Here is a 22209-nt window from a genome sequence, read left to right as displayed (position 1 = left end):
GTGGATGGGATCGGCCGCCGGCACTGGCAACCGCGCTAGGGGTGGCCCGCGCTGAGTTCGTCCAGCAGCCGTGTCAGCGCGTCCAGGTCGGCTGGCTTGACCAGGTGCTGGTCGAAGCCGGCTTCCAGCGCGCGGCGGCGGTCCTCGGGCTGGCCGAAGCCGGTCAGCGCCACCAGCGTGGCGCCGCGCATCTCGGGCAGCGCGCGCAGCCGGCGCGCGGTCTCGAAGCCGTCCATGGCGGGCATGCCCAGGTCCAGCAGCACTACCTCCGGACGGGCGTCGGTGGCGCGCGCCAGCGCGCTGGGGCCGTCGGCGGCGGTCACCACCGTATGGCCGAGCGTCTGCAGCGTCATCATCATGGCTTCGAGCGCGTCAGGGTTGTCGTCCACCACCATGATCCGGCGCGGCACGCCGCGGTGCGGCGCAGCGCGGCCGGAGCCTGGGTGCCACTTCTGCCATGGCTCCAGCGGCAGCGTCACCGTGAAGGTGCTGCCCTGTCCGGGGCCGGGGCTGTCGGCGCGGATTGTGCCGCCATGCAGGCGCACCAGCTTTTGCACCAGCGTCAGGCCGATACCGGGACCGTCCTGCTGGAACGCGCTGCGCAGCGGCTCTGGCTGGGTGCCGTCGTCGTGCGGGGCCAGCGGATCGAACAGCTGCCGCTGCAGCGCCTCTGACAGGCCGGCGCCGTTGTCGCGCACGCGCACGGTAACGCGGCCACCGGACGCGGCATCGGGCGCAGTGTCCGCCGCGCTGTCTTCAAGACTGGCATCGACGGCGATCTGGCCGCCGGCGGGCGTGTAGGCTGCGGCGTTCTGCAACAGGTTGCTGAAGATCTGCGTCAGGCGCACCAGGTCGCCCCGTACCGGCAGGGGCTGCTCGGGCAGCGACAGGCGCAGCGTATGGCCGCAGGCCTCCATCGTGGGGCGCACGGCTTCCACCGCGGTACTGAGCGCGGTGCGCAGTTCCACCAGCTCCTCGCGCAGCGTGATGCGGCCCTGGTTGAAGCGCGAGATGTCGAGCAGCTCATCCACCAGCCTCGTCAGGTGGTGCAGCTGCCGGCCGATGATGTCGCGCGCGCGGAACATGTCCTCGCGCGAGGGCGAGAGCTGCTGCAACAGGTCCGCGGCGCTGCGCAGCGGCGCCAGCGGATTGCGCAGTTCATGCGCCAGCATGGCCAGGAACTGGTCCTTGCGCCGTTCCTCGTCGTGCAGCGCGCGTTCGGCGCGGTTTTGCAGCGTCACGTCCTGGCAGGTGCCGGCAATGCGTGACGGCGGCGCGCCGGCGTCGGCCTGCGCGCCTTCCGCGCTGCGCACCGGGAACGCCTGCGCGCGGATATCGCGCAGCTCGCCGTCCGGGCGCGTCAGGCGGAACTCGATGTCCAGCCTGCCATCGCCCAGCATGCTGGCAAAGGCCGCTTCCACGCGCGCCCGGTCGGCCGGGGCCACGTGCTCCAGGCAGCGGCGCGGCGCTTGCACCAGCTGCTCGGGTGTATCGCCGCACACCGCGGCGAGCGAGGGGCTGGCGAACAGCAGGCGGGGCTCGGCCGGGTCGAGGATCCACACCACGTCGGCCAGCGATTCGGCCAGCTGGCGGAACATGTCTTCATGCGCATGCAGTGCCCGCGAAGTGCGGTGATAGGCGTCCTCAGCACCGCGCAGCCGCAGCAGCGCCTGGATCCTCGACAACACCTCGTCCGGCTCGGCAGGCTCGACCAGGTGGCCGTCGGCGCCGCAGTTCAGCAGCTCTGCGCGCTGGCGCGATTGCGCCAGCCCCGGCGAGGTCAGCAGCACCAGCGTGTGCGCGGTCTGTGGATCGGCCTTGAGCAGCCGGCAGACTTCCAGCCCGCTGATATCGGGCAGGCGGGCTGCCAGCAGCACCAGCACGGGCGCATGCTGTCGCACCAGCGACAGCGCCGAATGGCCGCTGGCGGCCTCGATCACGGAATACCCGCCGCGATGGAGGATGCGGCTCTTGACGTAGCGCGGCCCCTCGCGGTCATCGACATTCAGAATCAGCGGGGCCGGGTTGGCGGCGTGCGGCTTCATGGCATCACGCTGACAGGCGCTTGCGCGCCCGCGGAGGGTTGCTCAGGGGCAAGGCCCGGGATGGTCCGCGGCGCCGTGTAAAACCGCGCCGGCCGCGCCGCACCGCTTGCAAGCTTTGCCGCGCCGGCGCGGCTGCCGGTTGTAGTTATTACATGCGTGCAGAAGTCGTCCATCGCCATTCCCCCTTTTGCATCAGTACGCCTGCGGTCTGTGCCAGGCTGTTGCGCTGGCAGTGGCAAGAGACGTGCCGGGCAGGCGTCGCCCGGCACGCAGCGCGCAAGTGAACGGCGTGGCATGCGTTGCGCGCTTCAGTGGCGGGCCGCCTCGCCGCCATGCGCTTCGGCGCTGGGGGAGGTGCCGCCGTGCGGTCCAGTTGAGCCGGTCGCTTCGGCAGCTTTCTGCGGGATCTTGCCGGCCTCAGTGGCGCCGCTGCTGGTGGCGCCCTTGCCAAAGCGCGCGGCGATCTGGTCCTGGACCCGGCCCAATGCGTCGGCCTGCTGTTTGGCCGCTTCGGCTTCCTTGGTCTTCTTGGCTTCGGCGGCCTGCTGCTGCTCGGGCGTTGGCGCCGGCAGGCGTGCCTGCACCGGGCTGGCGGCGAAGGACAGCATTGCGCAGGAAACCAGCAGGTGACGCAAGGTGCGCCGGTTGCGTGGCGCGGCGTCGGCGGCGGCGGCTCGAATCTTCGCGGCGATCCTGAGTTGGCTCATCATCACGTCTCCATGTCGTCGCTGCACTGGCAGCAGTGCAACGCGGCGCACGCGGCGGGTGCGCCGGGCCGTGTGCCATGACCGGGATGCGGCAAGAAATGTGCCGCTTGGCGTTAGCTGCGGAATCCGGCAGAACGGGCGGGATGGCTAGCCGGTGCGAGCCAGTCGCGCAGCGGCGCGCGTGATCGCCTGCCGGGTGTCGGCGTAGTCCGCCCATGGGTCGTCGGCGGCCAGGGCGTCGAGCCTTGGGCCCGCATTGGCGACGGTCCACTGCGCCGCGCCTTGCAGGGTATCGAGTTCTTCCCACCACACCGGCATCGACACGCCCAGCCCCGGGCGTGCCCGCGCCGAGAATGCCGCCGCTGTGGTGGCACCGACGCCATTGCGCAGGTAATCGATGAAAATCTTGCCAACGCGGTTGCGTGGCCCGCTCTTGGCCACGAAGCGCTGCGGAATGGTCTTGGCGACATGGCGCACCACGTCATGCGCGAACGCCTTCACCTCGTCCCAGCCCGCGCGCGGCGTGATCGGCACCACCACGTGCAGCCCCTTGCCGCCGCTGGTCTTCAGGAAGCTGGCGAGGCCGAGTTCATCGAGCAGCGCCTTCATCAGCGTGGCGGCTTCCTGCATTTGTGCCCAGGGCACGCCTTCGCCCGGGTCCAGGTCGAAGACGATCCGGTTGGGGCGGTCGAGGCTGCGTTTGCTGGCGTTCCAGGTGTGGAACTCCACCACGTTGAGCTGTGCCGCGGACACCAGCGCTTCGGCTGACGCGATTTCCAGCAGCGCGGGATGCCCGGGCCACAGGCCCGAATCAAGCACGTTGAGGCCGTCCACCCGCAGCGTGTCGCCATGGCGCTGGAAGAACTGCTCGCCGCCCACGCCCGACGGCGCGCGCACCATCGCGATCGGACGCCCGCGCAGGTGCGGCAACATCAGTGGTGCGGCGCGTTCGTAGTAGCGCACCAGGTCGCCCTTGGTCAGGCCGGATGCTGTGTCGATGACGCGCCCGGCATGGCTGATCGCGACTTTGCCGCCGGCGGCGGTTGCACGCTTTGCGGCGGTGCCGGCCTTCGGCTGTGTCCCGGTGTGCTTTGCTGCTTTTGGCGCCGGCTTGCCCTTGGCTGCCGGCGTTGCCGGCCGCTCCACCGACACCGCGCGCGCGGGCTTGTCGGTGCGCAGGCCGTGGAAGACGGCATGGCGCACGCGGCCTTCGCGGGTCCAGCTGCCGAACGAGACTTCGGCCACCAGCTTTGGCCGCACCCAGTGCCCTTTCACGCCTGCCGGCACGCTCTCAAAGGGCGCGGAATCGGTGCGCAACGCGTCCAGCTGCGTGCGCAGCGCAGCCAGGGTGCGCGTGTCGAAGCCGGTGCCGACATTGCCCGCGTAGCGCAGCCGCCCGCCGCTGTCGTGCACGCCAAGCAGCAATGAGCCGATGCCGGCGCGGCTGCCCTTCGGGTCGGTGAAACCCGCCACCACGAACTCCTGGCGCAAGGTGCATTTCAGCTTGATCCACGTATTGGTGCGCGCGCTGACATAGCTGGCGTCGGCGCGCTTGCCGATCACGCCTTCAAGCTTCATGCGGCAGGCTGCCTCGAGCATGTCGGCAGGGCTGGCCTCGAAGTCCTCGCTGAACTGCAGGCGCGGCGAGGTGTTGTGCGCGAAGATCCGGCGCAGCAGGGCGCGGCGCTCCACCAGCGGCACCTTGCGCAGGTCATGGCCGGCAAAGTAGGGCAGGTCGAACACGAAGTACTGGATGGCCTCGACGCGCGCGGTATCGAAGGCGTTCTGCAGCGCCTGGAAGTCGGTCGCGCCATGCTTGTCGAGCACCACGATCTCGCCATCGAGCCAGCCGTCGGGCGGGCCCAGGGTGCCGACGTCGCGCGCCAGCGCACGCAGCTTGCTGGTCCAGTCGTGGCCCTGGCGCGTGAACAGGCGCACATCCTTGCCGGCGATGCGGGCCAGTAGCCGGTAGCCGTCGAACTTGATCTCGTAATGCCAGGCCTGCGCGTCCGACGGAGGCTGTTCCACCAGCGTGGCCAGCTGCGGCGCCAGCGCCAGCGGCAAGGCCGCGCGCGGCGCGCCGCGCGGCGGCTTCAGGGACTTCGCCGTGCTGCGCGCATCTGGTGCGGCTTCGTCAGGCGGCTGGGCGGTCTTTGCGCGCTTTGCCGCAGGCTTGCGCTGCGTGCCGCCCAGCACGCTGTCCGGCAAGGCCTCGACCACGTCGAACTCCGATGCCGGCACGGCGGTCTCGTCGCGCTCCTTGATCAGCAGCCAGGCGTCCTGCTCCTTCTGCCGGCTGCCGTGCATGCGCACCAGGGTCCAGTGGCCGTGCAGCTTTTCACCGCGCAGCTCGAACTTCAGCTTGCCGGCGCGGTAGCCGGCCTCGGCATCGCCCACCGGCAACCAGGTGCCGCGGTCCCAGACGATGACCGTGCCGGCACCGTAGTGGCCGGCCGGGATCACGCCCTCGAAGCCGGCGTAGTCCAGCGGGTGGTCCTCGACATGGATGGCCATGCGCTTGTCGGCAGGGTCCAGGCTCGGGCCCTTGGGCACGGCCCAGCTTTTCAGCGTGCCGCCAAGCTCAAGGCGAAAGTCATAGTGCAGCCGACGCGCCGCGTGCTTCTGGATCACGAAGGACAGCTCGCCGGCGCGCTTGCGCGGCTTGCCGCGGGTGCGCGCGGCGCCGCCGGCGGGCTCCGGCGTGGCGCCGAAGTCGCGCATGCGGCGGTATTTATCGAGCGCAGCGGGGGCGGCCTTGGCGGCTGGCGCGCCGCGTGCCGCCGGGCGCGCCGTGCTGGCGCGCTTGCCCGTGTGCTTGCCGGCGGCTTTTGCTAAGGCGCGGCGTTTGCCTGGATCCTGTGGCGCTGTCGGTCGCGTGGTCTTGGCCATGGCTGTCGCCGGTTACGTGGGATGTCTCCAGCTTAGGCAGCACATGCCGCCGCTGAAATCGGCGCCCGTCCTACAGTGCGCTGTGGCAACCCATGCGCGCGTAGCGACATGTGGTTCTTACCGGGCGTTGTAAATCTGCGGCGGCCCGCCCGCCGTGGCGCCGCCGCCCAGAGCAGGGCCGGACAGGAACGCTCCTTGCGACTCCCCAGCGGCATGCCCGGCACCGTGCCGGGCCACCCCGAGGAGGAAGCGGCGATGAAACCAACCCTGAAGAACATTGGCTCGCAGGTCATCGTCCTGACCGGTGCCAGCAGCGGCGTGGGCCTGGTGACGGCGCGCAAGGCGGCGCAGCAGGGCGCACGGCTGGTGCTGGTGGCGCGCAGCGAGGGTTCGCTGCACCAGCTGGCCGAAGAGTTGCGCGAGCATGGCAATGAAGTCATCACCGTGGTGGCCGATGTCGGCAAGCATGAAGAGGTTGGCAAGGTGGCGCAGGCTGCCATCGAGCGCTTCGGCGGCTTCGATACCTGGATCAACAACGCCGGCGTGACCATCTTCGGGCGCCATTGCGATGTGCCGCTGGAAGACCAGCGGCGGCTGTTCGATACCAACTACTGGGGCACCGTGCATGGCTCGCTGGCGGCGGCCGCGCACCTGCGCGAGCACGGCGGCGCCATCATCAACATGGGCAGCGAGGCGGCGGACGGCCCACTACCGCTGCAGAGCGCCTACGCGGCCTCGCAGCACGCGATCAAGGGCTTTACGGATTCGCTGCGGCTGGAACTGGAGCAGGAGCAGGCGCCGGTCAGCGTGACGCTGATCAAGCCTGCCGGACTGGAAACGCCGCTGGCGATGCACGCCAAGAATTTCCTCGATGTCGAGCCGCGCCTGCCGCCGCCGCTGTATGACCCGGCGCTGGCCGCTGACGCAATCCTGTTTGCCGCCGCGAACCCGCGCCGCGAGCTCTTCGTCGGTGCGGCCGCCAAGGCGTTCTCGGCCGCGGCGTACCATGCGCCGCACACCTTCGACCGCTTCATGCGCCGCTTCATGGGCCGCGCGCAACAGACGCACCACCCCGCGGGTCCGCTCGAGGACAACGCGCTGTATGGCAGCGGCAGCGGCCTGCAGGAACGCAGCGGCAGCCACAACGCGCTGCAATCCTGCCCCTACACCACCACGGCGCGCCACCCGATGCTGGCCACTGCACTGGTGGTGGGCGCCTCAGCCGCGGTTGCCGCGGTGTACCAGTTGCGGCACAAGCGCTAAGGTCTGTTCCCATATGGAACAGACCCTGCTGTCCGGTGCCGCGCACATTGGTGGCGCATGGGCCGCGAACACCTATCATTGACTCGGATGCCCGCATTTGCGGGCATTCGGCCCTCCGCCTCGCGGCGCCGCCAGGCCGCCCGCGCACGGGGCCTGCTGGCTTCACCCCATCACACAGAAGGTGTGCTCATGTCCGAGCCGCGAGCGGCAAAAGGTGTCCGTGCGTCACCCGTCGGCGAGCCGGACGGCACCAGGGTGGACGATGCCGGCGTCCCGCTGGCGGCACGGTACGGGCGCCTGCTCGACGCGGTGGAAGACTGCGCCGTGTTCGAGACCGATGCGCGCGGGTGCATTGCAATGTGGCCGAATGCCGCGCGGCGCGTGTTCGGCTACAGCGCCGGGGAAATCACCGGCCGTCACTTTTCCTGCCTGCATCGCCCTGAAGATGTCGCTGCCGGCCTGCCGCAGCAATGGCTGCAGGCGGCCGCACTTGGCGGCAGCGCGCGCGACCAGGGCTGGCGCGTGCGGCGCGACGGCAGCCTGCTGCAGGCGTCCTGCCGCATGCGGGCCATTGGCGCGACCGACGAGCCGGGCGCGGCGCTCAAGCATGCCGATGCCTTGTCCGGAGAGTCCGCAGCGGGCCAGGCCACCGGCTTTATCGTGTCGTGCCGCGACATTACCGTGCAGCAGGCCGCATCCGAGCACGCCGGGCTGGCCGATACCCGGCTGCGCCTGCTGGCCGAAAACCTGCCCGGCACCGCGGTGTGCGACCTTGACCTGGACGGCACCATCCGCACCTGGAACGTCGGCGCGCAGGCCCTGGCCGGCTACGCCGAGGCCGAAGCAGTCGGCCAGCCGCAGGCACTGCTCTATTCCCGCCAGGATGCCGCCGCGGGGCGCGACCGCGCGGCGCTGGAAGCCGCGCACGCCTGCGGCCAGTGGGCCGGCGACGAGCGCGTGGCACGCAAGGACGGCTCGGTGGTGCGTTGCCATACGCGCATGGTGCTGGTGCGCGACGCCGCCGGCTGCCCGACCAGCCTGCTGTGGACTGCCCGCGACCTGAGCGATGCGCTGCGGCTGGAAACGCTCGAGGCCGGCAACCGCCGGCTGCAATCGTTCCTGGCCATCCTGGCGCATGAACTGCGCAATCCGCTGGCGGCGGTGCGCAACGCGGTGGAAGTGATCGCGCTGACCCCGGATGCCGACACGCGCGTGGGCCGCTGCGCGGGGATCATCGACCGCCAGTTGCATCAACTGGAGCGGCTGGTGAATGACCTGCTCGACGTGGGCCGCGTGACCGCCGGCAAGCTGAAGATGGAACTGACGCCAACCTCGTACAACGACGTGGTGACCACCAGCATCGAAGCAATCCGCCCGGCGCTGGAGGCGGCCGGCCAGCAGCTCGTGGTGGCGCTGCCGGCAAGCTCGCCCTACGTGCGCGCCGATGCCGCGCGGCTGGGGCAGGTGCTGCTGAACCTGCTCAGCAACGCGGTCAAGTACACCCCGCGCGGCGGCACCGTCAGCGTGCACGTGAGCGTGGAGCCAGCGCGCGTGATCACCGCCGTGTCGGATACCGGCCGGGGTCTCGCGCCGGCGGCGCTGGACCGCATCTTCAACCTGTTCGCGCAGGAGGGCGACGCCGACAGCCGCAGCGGCCTGGGCATCGGGCTGGCACTGGCCAAGGCCGTGGTGGAGGCGCACGGCGGCGCGATCCAGGCCGACAGCGGTGGCGCGGGCAAGGGCAGCACCTTCACCGTGATCCTGCCGCGCGCCACCGCCCGCCGGCGCGAGGCCGCCACGCCGCCGCGGGGGCCGGTGCCGCGACGGCGCGTGCTGGTGGTGGACGACAATGCCGATTCAGCCGACAGCATGGCCGAGCTGCTGGGCCTGCTCGGCCATGAGGCGCGCGCGGCCCATGGCGGCCAGCAGGCACTGGACATGGTCGCCGAATTCCGCCCGGATTGCGTGCTGCTCGACCTGGAGATGCCCGAAATGTCGGGCTTTGACGTCCTGCCGGCATTGCGCCAGGCGTGCGGCCCGCGCTCGGTGCAGTTCCTGGCGCTGACCGGGCGCTGCACTGCTGAACACCAGCGGCGCAGCGAACTGGCCGGCTTCCATGCGTACCTGACCAAGCCGCTGGCGATCGAGGCCCTGTCGCGCGTGCTGGCCGCGCCGGCGCCTTACAAGGAACGGTAGGCGTCCAGCCGGTTGTACAGCGTCTTCAGGCTGATGCCGAGCGCGCGCGCGGCCTGGCGCTTGTCGCCGTCAAAGCGCGCCAAAGTGGCCATGATGATCTCGCGCTGGGTGTCGGCCAGCGTGGTACCCACGCGCACGCTGACCACACCGTCCACCGTGGTGGGTCGCGGCGGCTGCGTGGCCAGGTTGGGGTTGCCGATTTCCACGACCTTGTCCGCCAGGATAAAGGCGCGGTAGACCGCGTTCTTCAGCTCGCGCACATTGCCCGGCCAGTCATAGCGCACCAGCCGCTCCAGCGAGGCGGCGGAGAAGGCCTTGTCGGTGCGCTCCATGGCGTTGTATTCGGCCAGGAAGTGACGTGCCAGCGGCACGATATCATCGGGCCGGTCGCGCAGCGGCGGGATATGCAGCGGGAACACGGCCAGCCGGTACAGCAGGTCTTCCCGCAACTGGCCGGCACGCGCTGCCTCGACCGGGTCGCGGTTGGTGGCTGCCAGGATGCGCACGTCCGTGGTGATGGGCGTGTCGCCGCCGACGCGGTGGAAGGTGCGGCCTTCCAGCACCCGCAACAACTTGATCTGCATGTCGAGCGGCATTTCGGTGACTTCATCGAGAAATAGCGTGCCGCCATGGGCCTGCTCGAAGTAGCCCGCCTTCTGCTCGATCGCGCCGGTAAATCCACCTTTCTCGTGGCCGAACAGCTCTGATTCGATCAGCGTGGGCTGGATCGCGCCGCAGTTGACCGCGATGAAGGGGCCCTTGCGGCGCGCGCTGCGCTCATGCACCGCGCGTGCCACCACTTCCTTGCCGGAGCCGCTTTCGCCTACCGCAAGCATGGTGACATCGGTGGGCGCTACGCGCTCGATCTGGGCCAGCAAGCGCTGCATGACGGGCGACGCGCTTTCCCACAGCAGCGAGACCTGCGAAGGGATGGCGCGGCGCGGCGCGGCCTCGCGCGCCTGCTCGGATAGGCTGGCGGCGTGGCTGGCGGGCTGGCCAGAGGGAGCGGCGTTGCTGCGCCGCGGTGTGCTGGCGGTCACGGGCACAATGAAGGCCTCGGTCGAGATCGGGCTTGTCGTGGGAAGTTCCTATGCTAGCCTTTGGCGCAGTGGCTTGCCATAGATGCACAACCCCGCGCGGAAACATCCGACAGCTGTGTCAGACGGACACCGGCAACGACCGTGCCCGCCCGCGCTTAGACTGGGATTACGCAGTGGACTTGTGCAACCGGCTGACCATGTCGCAGTCGAAATCCTTGCCGCCCCTGTGCCCGTCGCGCCACGCCTCGCATGGAGCGCGCCGGCGGGCGTCCTGAGCCCGGCAGCAATGGCCGCCGTGGCGCGCGAACGCAGGTGCCAGTGGATTTCGCCCAAGTTTCCAATAGGTCTCACTGACGGATCGTATGCCCCACATCCTGATTGTCGATGACGACGAAAACGCATGTGCCGCGCTAGCCGAGATCGTGGCCATGGAAGGCTTCAGTTCCGCCACCGCCGGCACCCTGCGCGAGGCACGGCTGCAGATCGGCTGGCGCATGCCGGAGGCGATCGTGGCCGACCTGCGCCTGCCGGACGGCAACGGCATGGAGCTGTTCGACGAGGTTGGCGCCTCGGGCGTCGAAGTGATCCTCACGACCGGCTATGCCAGCGTCGAAAGCGCGGTCGAAGCGCTGCGCGCTGGTGCCACCGATTACCTGGTCAAGCCCATCAACGTGGCGCGGCTGCAGACCGTGCTCAGGCGCCTGGCCACCACCGGCGAGTTGCGCGCCGAGATCCATTCGCTGCGCGGCGAGTTGCGCCGCTACGGCCGTTTTGGCCGGCTGATGGGCAGTTCCGAAGTGATGCAGGTGGTCTACGACCAGCTCGCGCGCGTGGCGCCGACTGAAGCCACGGTATTGCTGATCGGCGAAAGCGGCACCGGCAAGGAACTGGCCGCGCAGACCGTGCATGAGCTCTCGTCGCGGCGGCGCCAGCCGTTCCTGGCGGTCAACTGCGGCGCGATCTCGCCCACGCTGATCGAAAGCGAGATGTTCGGCCACGAGCGCGGCAGCTTTACCGGCGCGGACCGCCAGCACAAGGGCTATTTCGAGCGCGCCGACGGCGGCACCCTGTTCCTGGACGAGATCACCGAGATGCCCGCCGAGCTGCAGGTCAAGCTGCTGCGGGTGCTGGAGACCGGCACCTTCATGCGCGTGGGCACCAACCGCGAATGCCATGCCGATGTGCGCGTGCTGGCCGCCACCAACCGCAACCCCGAAGATGCGGTGGCCGACGGCAAGCTGCGCGCGGACCTGTTCCACCGGCTGAACGTGTTCCCGGTAGAACTGCCGCCGCTGCGCGCGCGCGGCGACGACGTGATCCAGATCGCCAACCTGATGCTGGAGCAACTCAATGCCGAGCAGGGCACCCGGCGCCGCTTCGCGCCCAATGTGCTGGACAGCCTGCGCCTGCACGCCTGGCCCGGCAATGTGCGCGAGCTGCGCAACTTCGTGCAGCGCGCCTTCATCATGTCCGACGACGATCTCATCACCGAGGTGCAGGTGCCGTTGCAGGTCGCGGCCACGCAGGCGCCGGGCGCGGCGGTGGTGTCGGTGCCGGTGGGCATGTCCCTGGCCGATGCCGACCGGCAGCTGATCTTCGCCACGCTGGAGCAATGCGCCGGCGTGAAGAAGCACGCGGCCGAGATCCTCGGCATCAGCCTGAAGACTTTGTACAACCGGCTGGAAGATTATGCCGCGCGCGGCGAATTGCCAGAGTGGCTGCGCGCCTCGCGCAACGACACCGGATCGTCGGCTACCGGCTGACGGCGCGAGCCAGTGCCTGCGTTTGCGGGGATTGCGCCGGTGCCTGCGGACCGCAGCGCCCTGTGCAGCACGTTTCTTGCTTCCGTCCAATGCATCCAGCCCGGCCAATGCGGCCGGGGACGTGCCAATGCCGAGCCGCACATGACGCAGCAACCCGCGCAGTCCGCGATGCCGGACGCTCCGCTTTCTTCGCCAGCCGCTGCCGTGCGCAGCGTGCAAGAGGTGAGCGCGCTGATCGAGCAATCGGCGCATGACCTGCGTTCCGCGCTGAACGCGATCCAGAGCTGGGCCTACGTGCTGGACCGCGCCTTCGATACCACGCCGGCGCCCGCGCAGCGCGCGCTGGACGGCATTCGTTCCGGCACGCAGCAGCAGCTGGCGCTGATCGAGGAGATGGAAGAAGCCGTGCGGCTGCTGGCCGACGAGGGCGCACCGCGCTGGCAGCGCCTGGACCTGCTGGCGCTCACGGCCCAGGCCGTCGCCGACCGTCGCCCCGCGGCCGAAGCCCGGGGCGTGCTGCTGTCACCGGTCGCCACCGACGGTACGGTCGAATCGTCCGAATCGGCCTACCTGATCGATGGCGACGCCGTGCGGCTGGCCCCGCTGCTGCGGCACCTGCTGGTGCACTGCATCTGGCGCGCGCCGGCCGGCGGCTCGGTCGCCGTGCATGTTTTCAGCGAGCCGGATCACGTGAAGCTGCGCATCACCGAGAGCCCGCCGCTGGACCAGCAGCGCAGCGCCAGCCGGCTGGCCGCGCTGACCGATTTCTTCGGGCGCCGGGCGGCACCGGACGGTGCGACCCCGGCCCGGCAGAGCAGCGCGCTGCTGCTGACGCGCCGCATGGTGGAAATGCACGGGGCGGCGCTGAGCGCGGAAAGCGATGGCTGCGATAGTGACAGGATCAGCGTCTGCATTGTTGTCAGGTTCCCGCGCCACATGCAGGCCTGACGCGGCGCGGCGCATTGATGTAGTTTTTACCGGCATGTCGCATGCGCTACGCGTAGCGCTTGCCGGCCGGCCTTTGCCGCACTCGCCGCCCCCGCGGCGTTACGGCAGCGCCCGCACCGCTCCCGGCCGCTCTGCTGGCCTCTCCCGTTTCTGGCCCGCGCCTTGCATGGATGAATGACCCAACCAAGGAGGGTACAACCATGCCCAAAGCCAGCCGCAAATCCGACAAGGCCGCGCAGGTTGCTCACAAGCCGTCCGGCGCGAAATCCGACAAGTCTCGGGCTGCCCGCATGAGCGGGCCATCCGCAGGCAAGGCCGGCGCAGGCAGCAAGGCCGTCGCCGGCGACAAGCAACGGGGCAAGGAAGCCAAGACCTACCAGGCCGCCGTGGACGACTCACTGGAGATGACGTTCCCGGCCAGCGACCCGATCTCGCCGAGTGCAGCCATGCACGCTGAGAAGAAGACGCAGACCGCGCGCGACGACGTCGACTGGAAGCTCAAGCGGGGCAGCGAAAAGCAGCCCGTGGGCGCCAAGCCGGCCAGCCAGCGCAAGGGGTCGGCCACGAAGCGCTGAAGCGCATGTCCGCAACCCTGAAGTCCAGGTGCCGCGGCGCGGCGGCTCAGTGCCCTGCGCCGCAGCCCGCCAAACGGAGATAGCCATGACCCGAGTCCAACCTGAACCCCCTGAAGAACGGCCGCCGCACGGTGCATCCATCGTCGGCGGCATCGACCGCGATTCCCCGGGTCCCGGCCCGTTCGTGATGGCAGCCGACACGCTTGAGGGCAACAAGGTGGTTGACCCCGCTGGCGATGATATCGGCACCATCGACCACATCATGATCGACGTGCTGGGCGGGCGCGTGGCCTACGCAGTGCTGGCCATGGGCGGCTTCCTTGGCATTGGCGAAAAGCTCTTCGCCTTGCCGTGGTCGGCGCTCACGCTCGACACGCGGCGCAAGTGTTTTGTGCTTGGTGTTGAAAGGGACCGGCTCAAGGCCGCGCCGGGGTTTGACAAGGACCACTGGCCCAGCATGGCGGATTCGCAGTGGGCTACCAGCATTCACCAGTATTACGGGATTTCGCCTTATTGGGAGGCGGATCGGTATGACCCTTGGGATGAGAGGAGGAGGTGAGGGGGAAGGTGGGGTATGGCTCTTGGGCTCTTTAGCTTTGCGCCATGCGGCTGCTTGTCGTTCTTGGCGGGCGTCGCTGTTTCGCCGGCGTAGCCGGCGAGTCACTTTTTGTCCGAGCGACAAAAAGTAACCAAAAAACGCGTCGCCTGAGCGGCTGGCAATCAATTCCACGGCGTTGGTGGTTCACACGGTGGTGCTTGCCGTTAGGCTTGGGTGCCCGTTCGACCCTGCTACGCCATGTGAGTGTGGGACAGTGCCTCCGTTAACCCACTATTGAACGATCCCCATGCAGGGCGTAGGCCGCATGCTGCAAGCGGCATCGCGGGGACGCCTACGGCTGCTGCGCTGGCCCAAAATGCGCTGACGGTCATTGGGCGCTTGCGCGAAGCGCAGCCGAAGGCGTTGATGCGATATCGCTCGAGAGCGCGGGCCACCGCCCGACTTGGGGATCGTTCAAAAGCCGGTTATCGCAGGCACTGTCCCACACTCACATGGCGTTAGCAGGGTCGAACCGCGACCAAAACGGCAAGCACCGCCGCCCATATGACCAACGCCGCGTAATTGATTGCCAGCCGCATAGGCGACGCGTTTTTTGGTTACTTTTTGTAAAGCTAAAGAGCCAAGAGCGACTAGCGACCGCATGGCGCAAAGCCAAAACCACCCACGCCCGCCAAACACCCTAAACCAACCACATGAAGGCCATTCCAAACATCCACACTCCATGAGAGCGCAACAATGAACAATTCCAGCCCAATCCCGCCAGGCGTTAGCCATCGCACCGGGTCCAGCAAGCATGGCGTGCTGCATGCCTTTGACCGCTTCGCCGGCGCCGCCACACGCCAGGCCGGATCGCCCGTCGCATTCGTGCTGGCCGTCGCCGTGATAGCCGCATGGGCCATCACCGGCCCACTGTTTGCCTATTCCGAAACCTGGCAACTGGTCATCAATACCGGCACCACCATCGTCACCTTCCTGATGGTGTTCCTGATCCAGCAGAGCCAGAACAAGGACGCGGTCGCGGTCCACCTGAAGCTCAATGAACTTCTCGCCTCGCACCGCGAAGCCAGCAATATGCTGGTGTCGATCGAGGACCTGGATGAGGAAGAACTGCGCCAGCTGGTGACCTTCTATCGCCACCTGGCCGAGCTGGCTGACAAGGAAGACGGTATCAAGTCGAGCCATTCGCTGGACGAGGCGCGCGAGAACCACGCCGCCAAGCGGCAGGCGCGCGCAGCGCGCGGGCGCCGGCTGGCCGGCAGCGATGCCGGGAGCCGCTCACCCACCGTGGCGCCCAGCTCTTAGCCCATGCGGCCCCTCCCACGCCATCGAGCGAGAGCTACCAGCAAGGAGCCGCCCGTGTCCGAACCGAGCAAGTCAACGCATCGAAAACGCGCTGCCCCGGGCAACCCGCCGGCACGCAGCCGCGCGGTGATGGTCTACGGTTGCGAGTCCCTGGGCAAGGCCGACAGCCACCTCGGCACGACCCTTGCCAATATTGCCCGCAAGGTCGCTGACATCGCGGGCTTTTCCTTTGCAGGCCCCTACTCCGCGCCGGATGCGGGGCTGCCTGCGCCATACCTGGTGCCCGCGCAGACTCTGGTAGGTCGTACGCTGGCGCAGGACCTCGGCGTGCGGGACGCGGGCGACTTGTTTGGCGGGGTGGTGCCCTACGCCTTCGTGGCCACCAAGGCGATCACGCACGGCCTGGTGGCGCCCGGCGCCGCAGCGCCGCGGGGCTGGTCCGAGGACTTTGTGCGGCGCGTAGTGGGCGCCACGCTGCCGGGCTTTACCGCCTTCACGCTCAGCGATGCGCGGATTGCGGCAATGCGCCTGCTGGCGCTGGGGCCAGTACGGCTGAAGGAACCGTGCGGCATCGGCGGGTTGGGCCAGCGCGTGGTCCACGACGAACGCTCGCTGGACGAGGCGCTCGCCGCGATGGCGCCCGATGTGGTGCAAGCCCATGGCCTGGTGGCGGAGCGCGACCTGGACGCGCCGCAGACCTACAGCGTGGGGCAGGTGGAGCTGGCGGGCCTGCGGGCCAGCTATTGCGGCACGCAAGGGCTCACTGCCAACAACCACGGGCAGAAGGTCTATGGCGGCTCCACGCTGACGATGGTGCGCGGCGGCCTCGAGGCGCTGCTGCAGCATCCGTTCGACGCCCGCACGCTGGCCGCGGTGCGGGCCGCGATGGTGTACCACGAAGCCGCGCTGGCCTGCTATGGCGATGCCGGGGGCATGGTGCTTTCTCGCTGCAACTACGACGTCGCCTTCGGCCCGCCCGCGGGCAGCGCCGGCCACGGGCAAGTGCTTGGGGGCGTGCTGGAACAGTCCTGGCGGGTGGGCGGCGCGACCGGCGCCGAGCTGGCGGCGCTGGCCGCGCTGCTCGAGGATCCGCGCCGCACCCGCGTGGTGGCTGCCACGCGCGAGGTCTATGGCAAGGGCGTGCGCGTGCCGGACGACGCCGAGATCTACTTCCAGGGAGAGGACCGGCACGCCGGTCCGTTGACCAAATACGCACGACTGGAGCCTGAATCCGATGGCAACGCATGAAGACCTAGTGCAGATACAAAGCGAAGGCGGCACCATTGCCGGCACCCTGATCAGCCCGCAGACCAGGCTGCCGGGCGTGCTGTTCGTCCATGGCTGGGGCGGCAGCCAGCAGCAGTACCTGGCCCGCGCGCGCAAGGTGGCGGGGCTGGGCTGTGTCTGCCTGACCTTCGACCTGACCGGGCACGCCGGGACCCAGGCGCAATACGAGACGGTCAGCCGCATGCGCAACCTGGCCGACGTGGTGGCCGCCTACGATGTGCTGGTCCGCCAGCCCGAAGTGGACCGCAACGCCATCGCGGTGGTGGGCAGCAGCTACGGCGGCTACCTGGCTGCGTTGCTGAGCACGCTGCGCCAGGTGCGCTGGATGGCGTTCCGCGCGCCGGCGCTGTACATGGACTCGGGCTGGGAACTGCCCAAGCGCCAGCTGCATCGCGAACAGGACCTGGTGGCCTACCGTCGCAGCGTGGTGCCGCCCGAGAGCAACCGAGCCCTGCGCGCTTGCGCGGAATTTGCCGGCGACGTGCTGGTGATTGAATCCGAGCACGACCAGGTGGTGCCGCACGCCGCGGTGATGAGCTACGTGGATGCCTGCGTGCACGCCAGCTCCATGACCTACCGCGTGATCAAGGGGGCCGACCACGGCCTGACGGAAGAGGAAAGCCAGCGCGCCTACAGCAGCCTGCTGGTCAACTGGCTGCGCGAGATGATTACCGTCGCGCGCGCCGGCCCGGTCAGCGCCGAACGCGCGGAGCCGCCCGCGCCGCAGGTGCCGGCCGACGAACCGGGCATGCCGCTCGCCGAGTCCGCCAGCGCCCCGGCAACGGCATCCGGCGCGCAATAGCGTGTCGCTGACAGCAGGCAAAGACGGCTGAACCCGCTCAGCACCCCAATGAGCCGATATAGCCCGGTAGGCCGCGCGCGCCCGCTGCGTGCGCCAGCCGGAACGCCTGCGCCAGCGCGATGGCAAAGTGATGCGTGGTATCGAACGGGCCCGCCACGTGGCGGCGGAAGTAGTCGGCCCAGCGAAAATCCATGTAGGCGGTCTTGACCTTGCGATAGCCGCCGGCCAGCTGCACGAAGGCCTCCAGGCTGCGATACGGGTCGTCGCGCATGTCGTGGATGCCGCCGGGCAATTCCGTCAGCGGACGGCGGCGCCCGTGCTCGTCGTAAGGGTGGACCATATGCTCGGCCACCATGTGGCGCCAGAACGCCGGCACGTTCATGTCGCTCAGGTCGGCGCGCACCAGGCCCGGCACATGGGTGAGCCCGAGATCGTGCCATGCGCGCACCCAGTGATGGTGATCGACCACGTACAGGGCCTGTTCCGGACCGATCACCAGGTGTACGCGGTGCCGGTCCAGGAACGCGGCGCGGCGTTCCGGCGGCACGCGCCGGGTGACATGGACCTTCTGCGCGACGTGGTAGCCGCCTACCGTGATTTGGGTGGGACGCAGGGCATCCAGCGGCACCATCAGCTTGCTGCCGGGGCGCAGCTTGCGAGGCTGGCGACGCATGGGCGCATCAGCTCTTGTTCAGCGTGCGCTCGGGCGAGGTCCCCGGAGCCGCCGTGCCGGCGGCATCGTCGCCGCCGACCTCTGAGCCGGCCGCCCACGCGGCGCCTGGCTGGCGCTGTACGCGCAGGCGATTGTCCACCTCGGTGACGCCGAACACAGCATCGGCAATGTCCTCGATCACGTATTTCTCGCGGCGCTCGCGCACGGTGCCGTCCAGCGTCACCACGCCGTTGGCCACTTCCACGCTGACGTCGCCGACATCGACATACGGGTTCATCGCCAGGCGTTCGCACACATCCTCGCGTACGCGCTCATCGGTGCGGCGGTAGCCCTTGGGGCCAACCGGACGGCGCCCGCGCTGGCCGCCTGGCGCTCCCGCTTGCGCTGCATAAGGCGCGTAGCGCCGGTAGCCCGGATCATCCGGGTACACACGCTGGCCGCCGCTGTACGACTGGCCACCGCTGCCGGCGTCGCCAAAGTAGCCGCCGCCATAGCTGGGCTGGCCGGCGCGCTGCGCGCGGTCGCGTTCCATGCCTTCGCGCCAGTGCATGGCGCGGCCGCCGCGTTCACCCCAGTCTTCTTCACCGTGCCAGGCACGGCCAGGCCGGCGCGGGTCGTCCGCTTCGCTGCGGCGTCCGCGCGGGCCGAAGCGGTCTTCATCGCGGTAGCCATAGCCCGATTCGCGTTCTTCGCTGCGGTAGCCGCTGTCCTGCGGGGCCGGCCGGTAGCCACCGTAGCCGCTGCTGTACGGATGGCCGGTGCCGCCTGTGTCGGCCGCGCCATAGCCCTGTTCGCCCCAACTACCGCGGCGCTGGCCGGCAGGCGTGTCCTGCTGGTACCACGGCCCGCCATGGCGCGCGGACTCGCTGTCGCGGCCCGCCGGAGCGGATTGGCTGCTGCTGTCGCCGCGCCAGTCCTCACCCCATTCCTGTCCCCAGTCCTCCGAGCCGCGGCCCTGGTCCTGGTCGCGCATCCGTTGCGCCGGGCCGCGCTCGCGGCGCTGCGTTTCGGTGCCGCTGCGGGGGCCGCTGCGGCTGCGCTCGTTACGGAAGTTGAACATGGTTGCCTCCTGGCTGTGGGGCCCGGGCGTCCTCCGCCGCACTGCCTGGTGCGGCAGGCCGGTGCGGCAACTGCCGCAGGCACGCCGGGCCGGTGACGTTCATGCCTGCAATGGCCGCAATATCCGTGCCCCGGTGCGCGGGCGAGGCCATGCTGGCTGTCGCGCATGGCGCGCTGTAAGGATTGCCGGGCGATGTAAGGTTTGCGGGCGGCGTGCCGGCCATGGCGGCGGGCCGTGGCCACGACGCGCGAACTGCGGCGCGGCGTGGGCTCGCCGCTTGCGGCATGGAACTTGCGCGGCACCTGCAAGGGCCGTAATGCGGCCACGCAGACAGGAGCCAGCCATGTCCACACCGACCAGCATCCCGCCCCAGCACCAGCCACGCCAGCCGGGCCTGGAGGCCGCCATGCGGCCGCAGCCGGACAGTGGTGCCGAGGACTATGTCGGCAGCGGCCGGCTGCGCGGGCGCGTGGCGCTGATCACCGGCGGCGACAGCGGCATCGGGCGGGCCATTGCGGTGGCCTTTGCGCGTGAAGGCGCCGATGTCGCCATCGCCTATCTCGATGAGCATGCCGATGCGCGAGAGACCGTCGAGCTGGTCGAGGCGGCAGGCCGCAAATGCCTGGCAATCGCGGGAGACCTCGCCGACCACGCGCATGCCGAGGCCGTGGCGCGGCAGGCGTTGCAGCAGTACGGCAAGCTCGACATCCTGGTTAACAATGCCGCCGAGCAACACCCCAAGGCCTCGCTGGAAGAAGTCGACCCCAGCCAGGTGGAGGCCACCTTCCGCACCAATGTGTTCGCGATGTTCCACCTGACGCGCGCGGTGCTGCCGCACCTGAAGGCGGGCGCGTCGATCCTGAACACAACCTCGGTGACCGCGTATCGCGGCAGCAAGCACCTGCTGGATTACTCCGCCACCAAGGGTGCGATCGTGTCGTTCACGCGTTCCCTGGCGCTGCAGGTGGTCGAGCGCGGCATCCGTGTCAACGGCGTCGCACCGGGCCCGATCTGGACGCCGCTGATCCCGTCGACCTTCACGGCGGAAGAAGTGGCCGAGTTTGGCAGGAAGACGCCGATGGGCCGCCCGGGACAACCATTCGAGGTGGCGGCGGGCTTTGTGTTCCTGGCCTCCGACGCGGCCAGCTACATCACCGGGCAGATCCTGCACATCAACGGCGGCGAGGTCGTCAACGGCTGAGGCGCCAGGGCAAGGCATGTAGTTCCGGGGCCGCCTTTGCAAATATTGCACGCCGGCGTGCGCGCCATGCAGGCCGTGCGCGCGGCGTGACGCACAGCGGGCGCGGGCGTGGCTCTTGCAATGTGGATGGCAGCAGTCATGACCATCGCCACTATCTCATGGGAGTCAGTCATCATGTCAGCGATCGTAGCCGGACGTTTCGATTCGATTGCCAGCGCCGAAGACGTGGCACGGACCCTGTTCTCGCGCGGCTTCTCCGTGTGGGACGTATCCATCATGTCGGTGGGGCCGGACACTGCGCCGGACCGCGTCATGCTGGCGGCGTGCGTCAACAACGGCCTCGGTTCCGTCGCCGTGGACGTGCTGCGCGAGGCCGGTGCGAGCGGACTGGAACGTGCGCAAGGCAACTGGGAATGCGGCCAGTGGACGGATTTCAATCCCGCCCGCCACGGCGAGCCCGTACATGACGGTGAGGGCGAATACTGGCCGCGCCCGCTCACACGCGAAGCGATTGCCGAAGAGAGCACCGGCAACGAAGACCCGGGCAGCGAGCTTGAGCACTTCGTTGACCAGAAGCGTGCCGAGCACGACTGAGCGCCGCGCTGCCGACAGCGCGGAACACCGCGCGCCGCGCAGCAAGGCCGTTGCCGAACTGGCTCGCCTGCGCCCGACCCAGCTGACGCTGGGCTATGCGCACGTCAGCTACAAGATGGACGTCACGCAGCGCCACGCGGACCCGGACGACCACGCGGCGCTGCGGCGCTTCATGCGCCGCCATCGCATCAAGACCGTCGCCGGGCCGGGCGGCGGCCTCTATATCATCGATCACCATCACTGGGCGCGGGCATGGCTGGATCTCGGCTACGAGCGGGCACCCGTGCGCGTGCTGCATGACTTCAGCCGCCTGAGCCCGTCTGCGTTCTGGAAACGGATGCGCCGTCTCGGCCATGTCCATCCCTATGACGAGCACGGCAGGCTGCTGGGCCCGAAGGCACTGCCGCCCACTGTGCGGGGCATGCGCGACGATCCCTATCGCAGCCTGGCGGCCTTTGCGCGCGAGGCCGGGGCCTACCGCAAGCCTGGCAGCGCGGCTGGCGACTTCTCCTGGGTCCGCTTCCTGCGCGAGCGGGTGGAAGAGGACCTGGGCAGTGTTGCGGGATTCGGGCTGGCGCTGACGGAGTCGATCCGGCTGGCGCGCAGCGCCCGCGCAAGACGGCTGCCGGGCTATTGCGGCGGGCCGGTGAGGGGGAGGGTCGGGGGAAAGAAGGGCGGTGCCGGATAATCAGCCAGTCTGGCAAACCGCTTGGGTGCTCCCTTCTCCCGCAAGCAGGAGAGAGGAGCAAACCGGCAGCATTGCTGACGCTGGTTCCAGATCAACTGTCTGACTTGTGCTTCGGCATGCCCTTGGTCTTGGTCGAAGCCATCTTGTCGAGTTCCTTCTCGCTCATCGACTTATACATTGAGCGGGAAGGTCCCTTGAGCGATCCGGCCTTCTTTTCGCCGCGCTTTGCGGAGAGCGCCGCTCCCGCGGCCTGTTGTTGCGCCTTGGATTTTGCTGGCATCTGAGTCTCCTTGCGAAAGGGGGGGAAGGAACCGGGCGATGCGGTGACACACGCCCGCGCTTCGTTATAGGGCGCCGGCGCGGCAGCGACAAGGGTCGCCCCGCGCCGGCGCCGCTGCGTGCGCGTGCCGGCGTGCATCGCCCGCAGGCTGGCCGGGAAACACTAGATCCGGCCAAGCACCACGAGCAGCACCACGATCAGGACGATCAGGCCCAGGCCGCCGCTAGGCCAGTAGCCCCAGCCGGAGCTGTAGGGCCAGGCCGGCAGCGCGCCGAGCAGCAGCAGGACAAGAATGATCAGGAGGATGGTGCCGATTCCCATGGCGTGCTCCTTGTTT

The 22209-nt window shown here is 69.1% G+C and carries 20 protein-coding genes; 12 read left to right on the top strand and 8 right to left on the bottom strand.

Features of this window, described 5'->3' with window-relative positions:
* Positions 1-35 precede the first annotated feature (35 nt).
* The 3 genes from CNE_RS29385 to ligD all read right to left on the bottom strand — a co-directional run bounded on the left by CNE_RS29385 (position 36) and on the right by ligD (position 5641).
* Entirely contained in the window at positions 36-2045 is a 2010-nt protein-coding gene (locus tag CNE_RS29385; RefSeq protein WP_013953940.1) for a hybrid sensor histidine kinase/response regulator, read from the bottom strand.
* Positions 2046-2353: 308 nt separating this feature from the next.
* On the bottom strand, positions 2354-2755 hold the full coding sequence (locus CNE_RS29380) for a hypothetical protein (protein WP_013953939.1): 402 nt from the start codon (positions 2753-2755) through the stop codon (positions 2354-2356).
* A 144-nt stretch (positions 2756-2899) separates the two neighbouring features.
* Positions 2900-5641 (bottom strand): DNA ligase D, encoded by a 2742-nt coding sequence (ligD, locus tag CNE_RS29375; protein WP_013953938.1) that lies wholly within the window; start codon positions 5639-5641, stop codon positions 2900-2902.
* A 255-nt stretch (positions 5642-5896) separates the two neighbouring features.
* Between ligD and CNE_RS29370 the strand changes: the two genes are divergently transcribed.
* On the top strand, positions 5897-6904 hold the full coding sequence (locus CNE_RS29370; protein ID WP_013953937.1) for an SDR family oxidoreductase: 1008 nt from the start codon (positions 5897-5899) through the stop codon (positions 6902-6904).
* A 189-nt stretch (positions 6905-7093) separates the two neighbouring features.
* Positions 7094-9100: a hybrid sensor histidine kinase/response regulator gene (locus CNE_RS29365; RefSeq protein ID WP_013953936.1), complete on the top strand. Its 2007-nt coding sequence runs from the start codon at positions 7094-7096 to the stop codon at positions 9098-9100.
* Here the strand turns inward: CNE_RS29365 and CNE_RS29360 are convergent.
* Positions 9085-10146, bottom strand: coding sequence for a sigma-54 interaction domain-containing protein (locus tag CNE_RS29360; RefSeq protein WP_013953935.1), 1062 nt, complete (start codon positions 10144-10146; stop codon positions 9085-9087). The two genes, CNE_RS29365 and CNE_RS29360, sit on opposite strands and share 16 nt — an antisense overlap.
* Before the next feature lie 356 nt (positions 10147-10502).
* On the opposite strand from CNE_RS29360, the gene CNE_RS29355 reads away from it, so the two are divergent.
* From CNE_RS29355 to CNE_RS29325, 7 genes are all read left to right on the top strand, one after another.
* Positions 10503-11903, top strand: a complete 1401-nt coding sequence (locus CNE_RS29355; protein WP_013953934.1) for a sigma-54-dependent transcriptional regulator — start codon at positions 10503-10505, stop codon at positions 11901-11903.
* Between the two features lie 141 nt (positions 11904-12044).
* Positions 12045-12851: a sensor histidine kinase gene (locus CNE_RS29350; RefSeq protein WP_041228732.1), complete on the top strand. Its 807-nt coding sequence runs from the start codon at positions 12045-12047 to the stop codon at positions 12849-12851.
* Between the two features lie 200 nt (positions 12852-13051).
* Positions 13052-13426: a hypothetical protein gene (locus tag CNE_RS29345; protein WP_013953932.1), complete on the top strand. Its 375-nt coding sequence runs from the start codon at positions 13052-13054 to the stop codon at positions 13424-13426.
* A gap of 85 nt (positions 13427-13511) precedes the next feature.
* Positions 13512-13985, top strand: a complete 474-nt coding sequence (locus tag CNE_RS29340; protein WP_010810663.1) for a PRC-barrel domain-containing protein — start codon at positions 13512-13514, stop codon at positions 13983-13985.
* A 735-nt stretch (positions 13986-14720) separates the two neighbouring features.
* Positions 14721-15287 carry a low affinity iron permease family protein gene (locus tag CNE_RS29335; protein ID WP_013953931.1) on the top strand — a complete coding sequence of 189 codons (567 nt, stop codon included), beginning with the start codon at positions 14721-14723 and terminating at the stop codon, positions 15285-15287.
* A gap of 54 nt (positions 15288-15341) precedes the next feature.
* Positions 15342-16535 carry a DUF3182 family protein gene (locus CNE_RS29330; protein WP_013953930.1) on the top strand — a complete coding sequence of 398 codons (1194 nt, stop codon included), beginning with the start codon at positions 15342-15344 and terminating at the stop codon, positions 16533-16535.
* Positions 16522-17376, top strand: coding sequence for an alpha/beta hydrolase family protein (locus CNE_RS29325; RefSeq protein ID WP_013953929.1), 855 nt, complete (start codon positions 16522-16524; stop codon positions 17374-17376). The genes CNE_RS29330 and CNE_RS29325 overlap by 14 nt, the downstream gene beginning before the upstream one ends.
* Positions 17377-17413: 37 nt before the next feature.
* On the opposite strand, the gene CNE_RS29320 is transcribed toward CNE_RS29325, so the two are convergent.
* Positions 17414-18049 carry a ParB-like protein gene (locus tag CNE_RS29320; RefSeq protein WP_013953928.1) on the bottom strand — a complete coding sequence of 212 codons (636 nt, stop codon included), beginning with the start codon at positions 18047-18049 and terminating at the stop codon, positions 17414-17416.
* A gap of 7 nt (positions 18050-18056) precedes the next feature.
* Positions 18057-19109 carry a BON domain-containing protein gene (locus CNE_RS29315; protein ID WP_013953927.1) on the bottom strand — a complete coding sequence of 351 codons (1053 nt, stop codon included), beginning with the start codon at positions 19107-19109 and terminating at the stop codon, positions 18057-18059.
* Between the two features lie 343 nt (positions 19110-19452).
* On the opposite strand from CNE_RS29315, the gene CNE_RS29310 reads away from it, so the two are divergent.
* From CNE_RS29310 to CNE_RS29300, 3 genes are all read left to right on the top strand, one after another.
* Positions 19453-20310 carry an SDR family oxidoreductase gene (locus CNE_RS29310; protein WP_013953926.1) on the top strand — a complete coding sequence of 286 codons (858 nt, stop codon included), beginning with the start codon at positions 19453-19455 and terminating at the stop codon, positions 20308-20310.
* Between the two features lie 174 nt (positions 20311-20484).
* A complete protein-coding gene (locus tag CNE_RS29305) occupies positions 20485-20904 on the top strand; it encodes a hypothetical protein (protein WP_041228949.1) in 420 nt (139 codons plus the stop codon).
* Positions 20888-21592 (top strand): ParB-like protein, encoded by a 705-nt coding sequence (locus tag CNE_RS29300; protein ID WP_041228731.1) that lies wholly within the window; start codon positions 20888-20890, stop codon positions 21590-21592. Before CNE_RS29305 ends, CNE_RS29300 begins: the two co-directional genes overlap by 17 nt.
* A 91-nt stretch (positions 21593-21683) precedes the next feature.
* Here CNE_RS29300 and CNE_RS29295 read toward each other — a convergent pair whose 3' ends face one another.
* Both CNE_RS29295 and CNE_RS39550 read right to left on the bottom strand, forming a co-directional pair.
* Entirely contained in the window at positions 21684-21872 is a 189-nt protein-coding gene (locus CNE_RS29295; RefSeq protein WP_010810654.1) for a DUF3008 family protein, read from the bottom strand.
* Between the two features lie 162 nt (positions 21873-22034).
* Entirely contained in the window at positions 22035-22193 is a 159-nt protein-coding gene (locus tag CNE_RS39550) for a DUF3309 family protein (RefSeq protein ID WP_013953922.1), read from the bottom strand.
* Positions 22194-22209: the final 16 nt, after the last annotated feature.

This window comes from Cupriavidus necator N-1 (assembly GCF_000219215.1).
Taxonomy (GTDB): domain Bacteria; phylum Pseudomonadota; class Gammaproteobacteria; order Burkholderiales; family Burkholderiaceae; genus Cupriavidus; species Cupriavidus necator.
Note: the sequence above shows the minus strand (reverse complement) of the source record. Positions and strands in the feature narration are given on the sequence as shown.

Coding starts and splice junctions, on each gene's coding strand:
- CNE_RS29385 (WP_013953940.1), bottom strand. CDS start 2,045: ATGAAGCCGCACGCCGCCAACCCGGCCCCGCTGATTCTGAATGTCGAT.
- CNE_RS29380 (WP_013953939.1), bottom strand. CDS start 2,755: ATGATGAGCCAACTCAGGATCGCCGCGAAGATTCGAGCCGCCGCCGCC.
- ligD (WP_013953938.1), bottom strand. CDS start 5,641: ATGGCCAAGACCACGCGACCGACAGCGCCACAGGATCCAGGCAAACGC.
- CNE_RS29370 (WP_013953937.1), top strand. CDS start 5,897: ATGAAACCAACCCTGAAGAACATTGGCTCGCAGGTCATCGTCCTGACC.
- CNE_RS29365 (WP_013953936.1), top strand. CDS start 7,094: ATGTCCGAGCCGCGAGCGGCAAAAGGTGTCCGTGCGTCACCCGTCGGC.
- CNE_RS29355 (WP_013953934.1), top strand. CDS start 10,503: ATGCCCCACATCCTGATTGTCGATGACGACGAAAACGCATGTGCCGCG.
- CNE_RS29350 (WP_041228732.1), top strand. CDS start 12,045: ATGACGCAGCAACCCGCGCAGTCCGCGATGCCGGACGCTCCGCTTTCT.
- CNE_RS29345 (WP_013953932.1), top strand. CDS start 13,052: ATGCCCAAAGCCAGCCGCAAATCCGACAAGGCCGCGCAGGTTGCTCAC.
- CNE_RS29340 (WP_010810663.1), top strand. CDS start 13,512: ATGACCCGAGTCCAACCTGAACCCCCTGAAGAACGGCCGCCGCACGGT.
- CNE_RS29335 (WP_013953931.1), top strand. CDS start 14,721: ATGAACAATTCCAGCCCAATCCCGCCAGGCGTTAGCCATCGCACCGGG.
- CNE_RS29325 (WP_013953929.1), top strand. CDS start 16,522: ATGGCAACGCATGAAGACCTAGTGCAGATACAAAGCGAAGGCGGCACC.
- CNE_RS29320 (WP_013953928.1), bottom strand. CDS start 18,049: ATGCGTCGCCAGCCTCGCAAGCTGCGCCCCGGCAGCAAGCTGATGGTG.
- CNE_RS29315 (WP_013953927.1), bottom strand. CDS start 19,109: ATGTTCAACTTCCGTAACGAGCGCAGCCGCAGCGGCCCCCGCAGCGGC.
- CNE_RS29310 (WP_013953926.1), top strand. CDS start 19,453: ATGTCCACACCGACCAGCATCCCGCCCCAGCACCAGCCACGCCAGCCG.
- CNE_RS29305 (WP_041228949.1), top strand. CDS start 20,485: ATGTCAGCGATCGTAGCCGGACGTTTCGATTCGATTGCCAGCGCCGAA.
- CNE_RS29295 (WP_010810654.1), bottom strand. CDS start 21,872: ATGCCAGCAAAATCCAAGGCGCAACAACAGGCCGCGGGAGCGGCGCTC.
- CNE_RS39550 (WP_013953922.1), bottom strand. CDS start 22,193: ATGGGAATCGGCACCATCCTCCTGATCATTCTTGTCCTGCTGCTGCTC.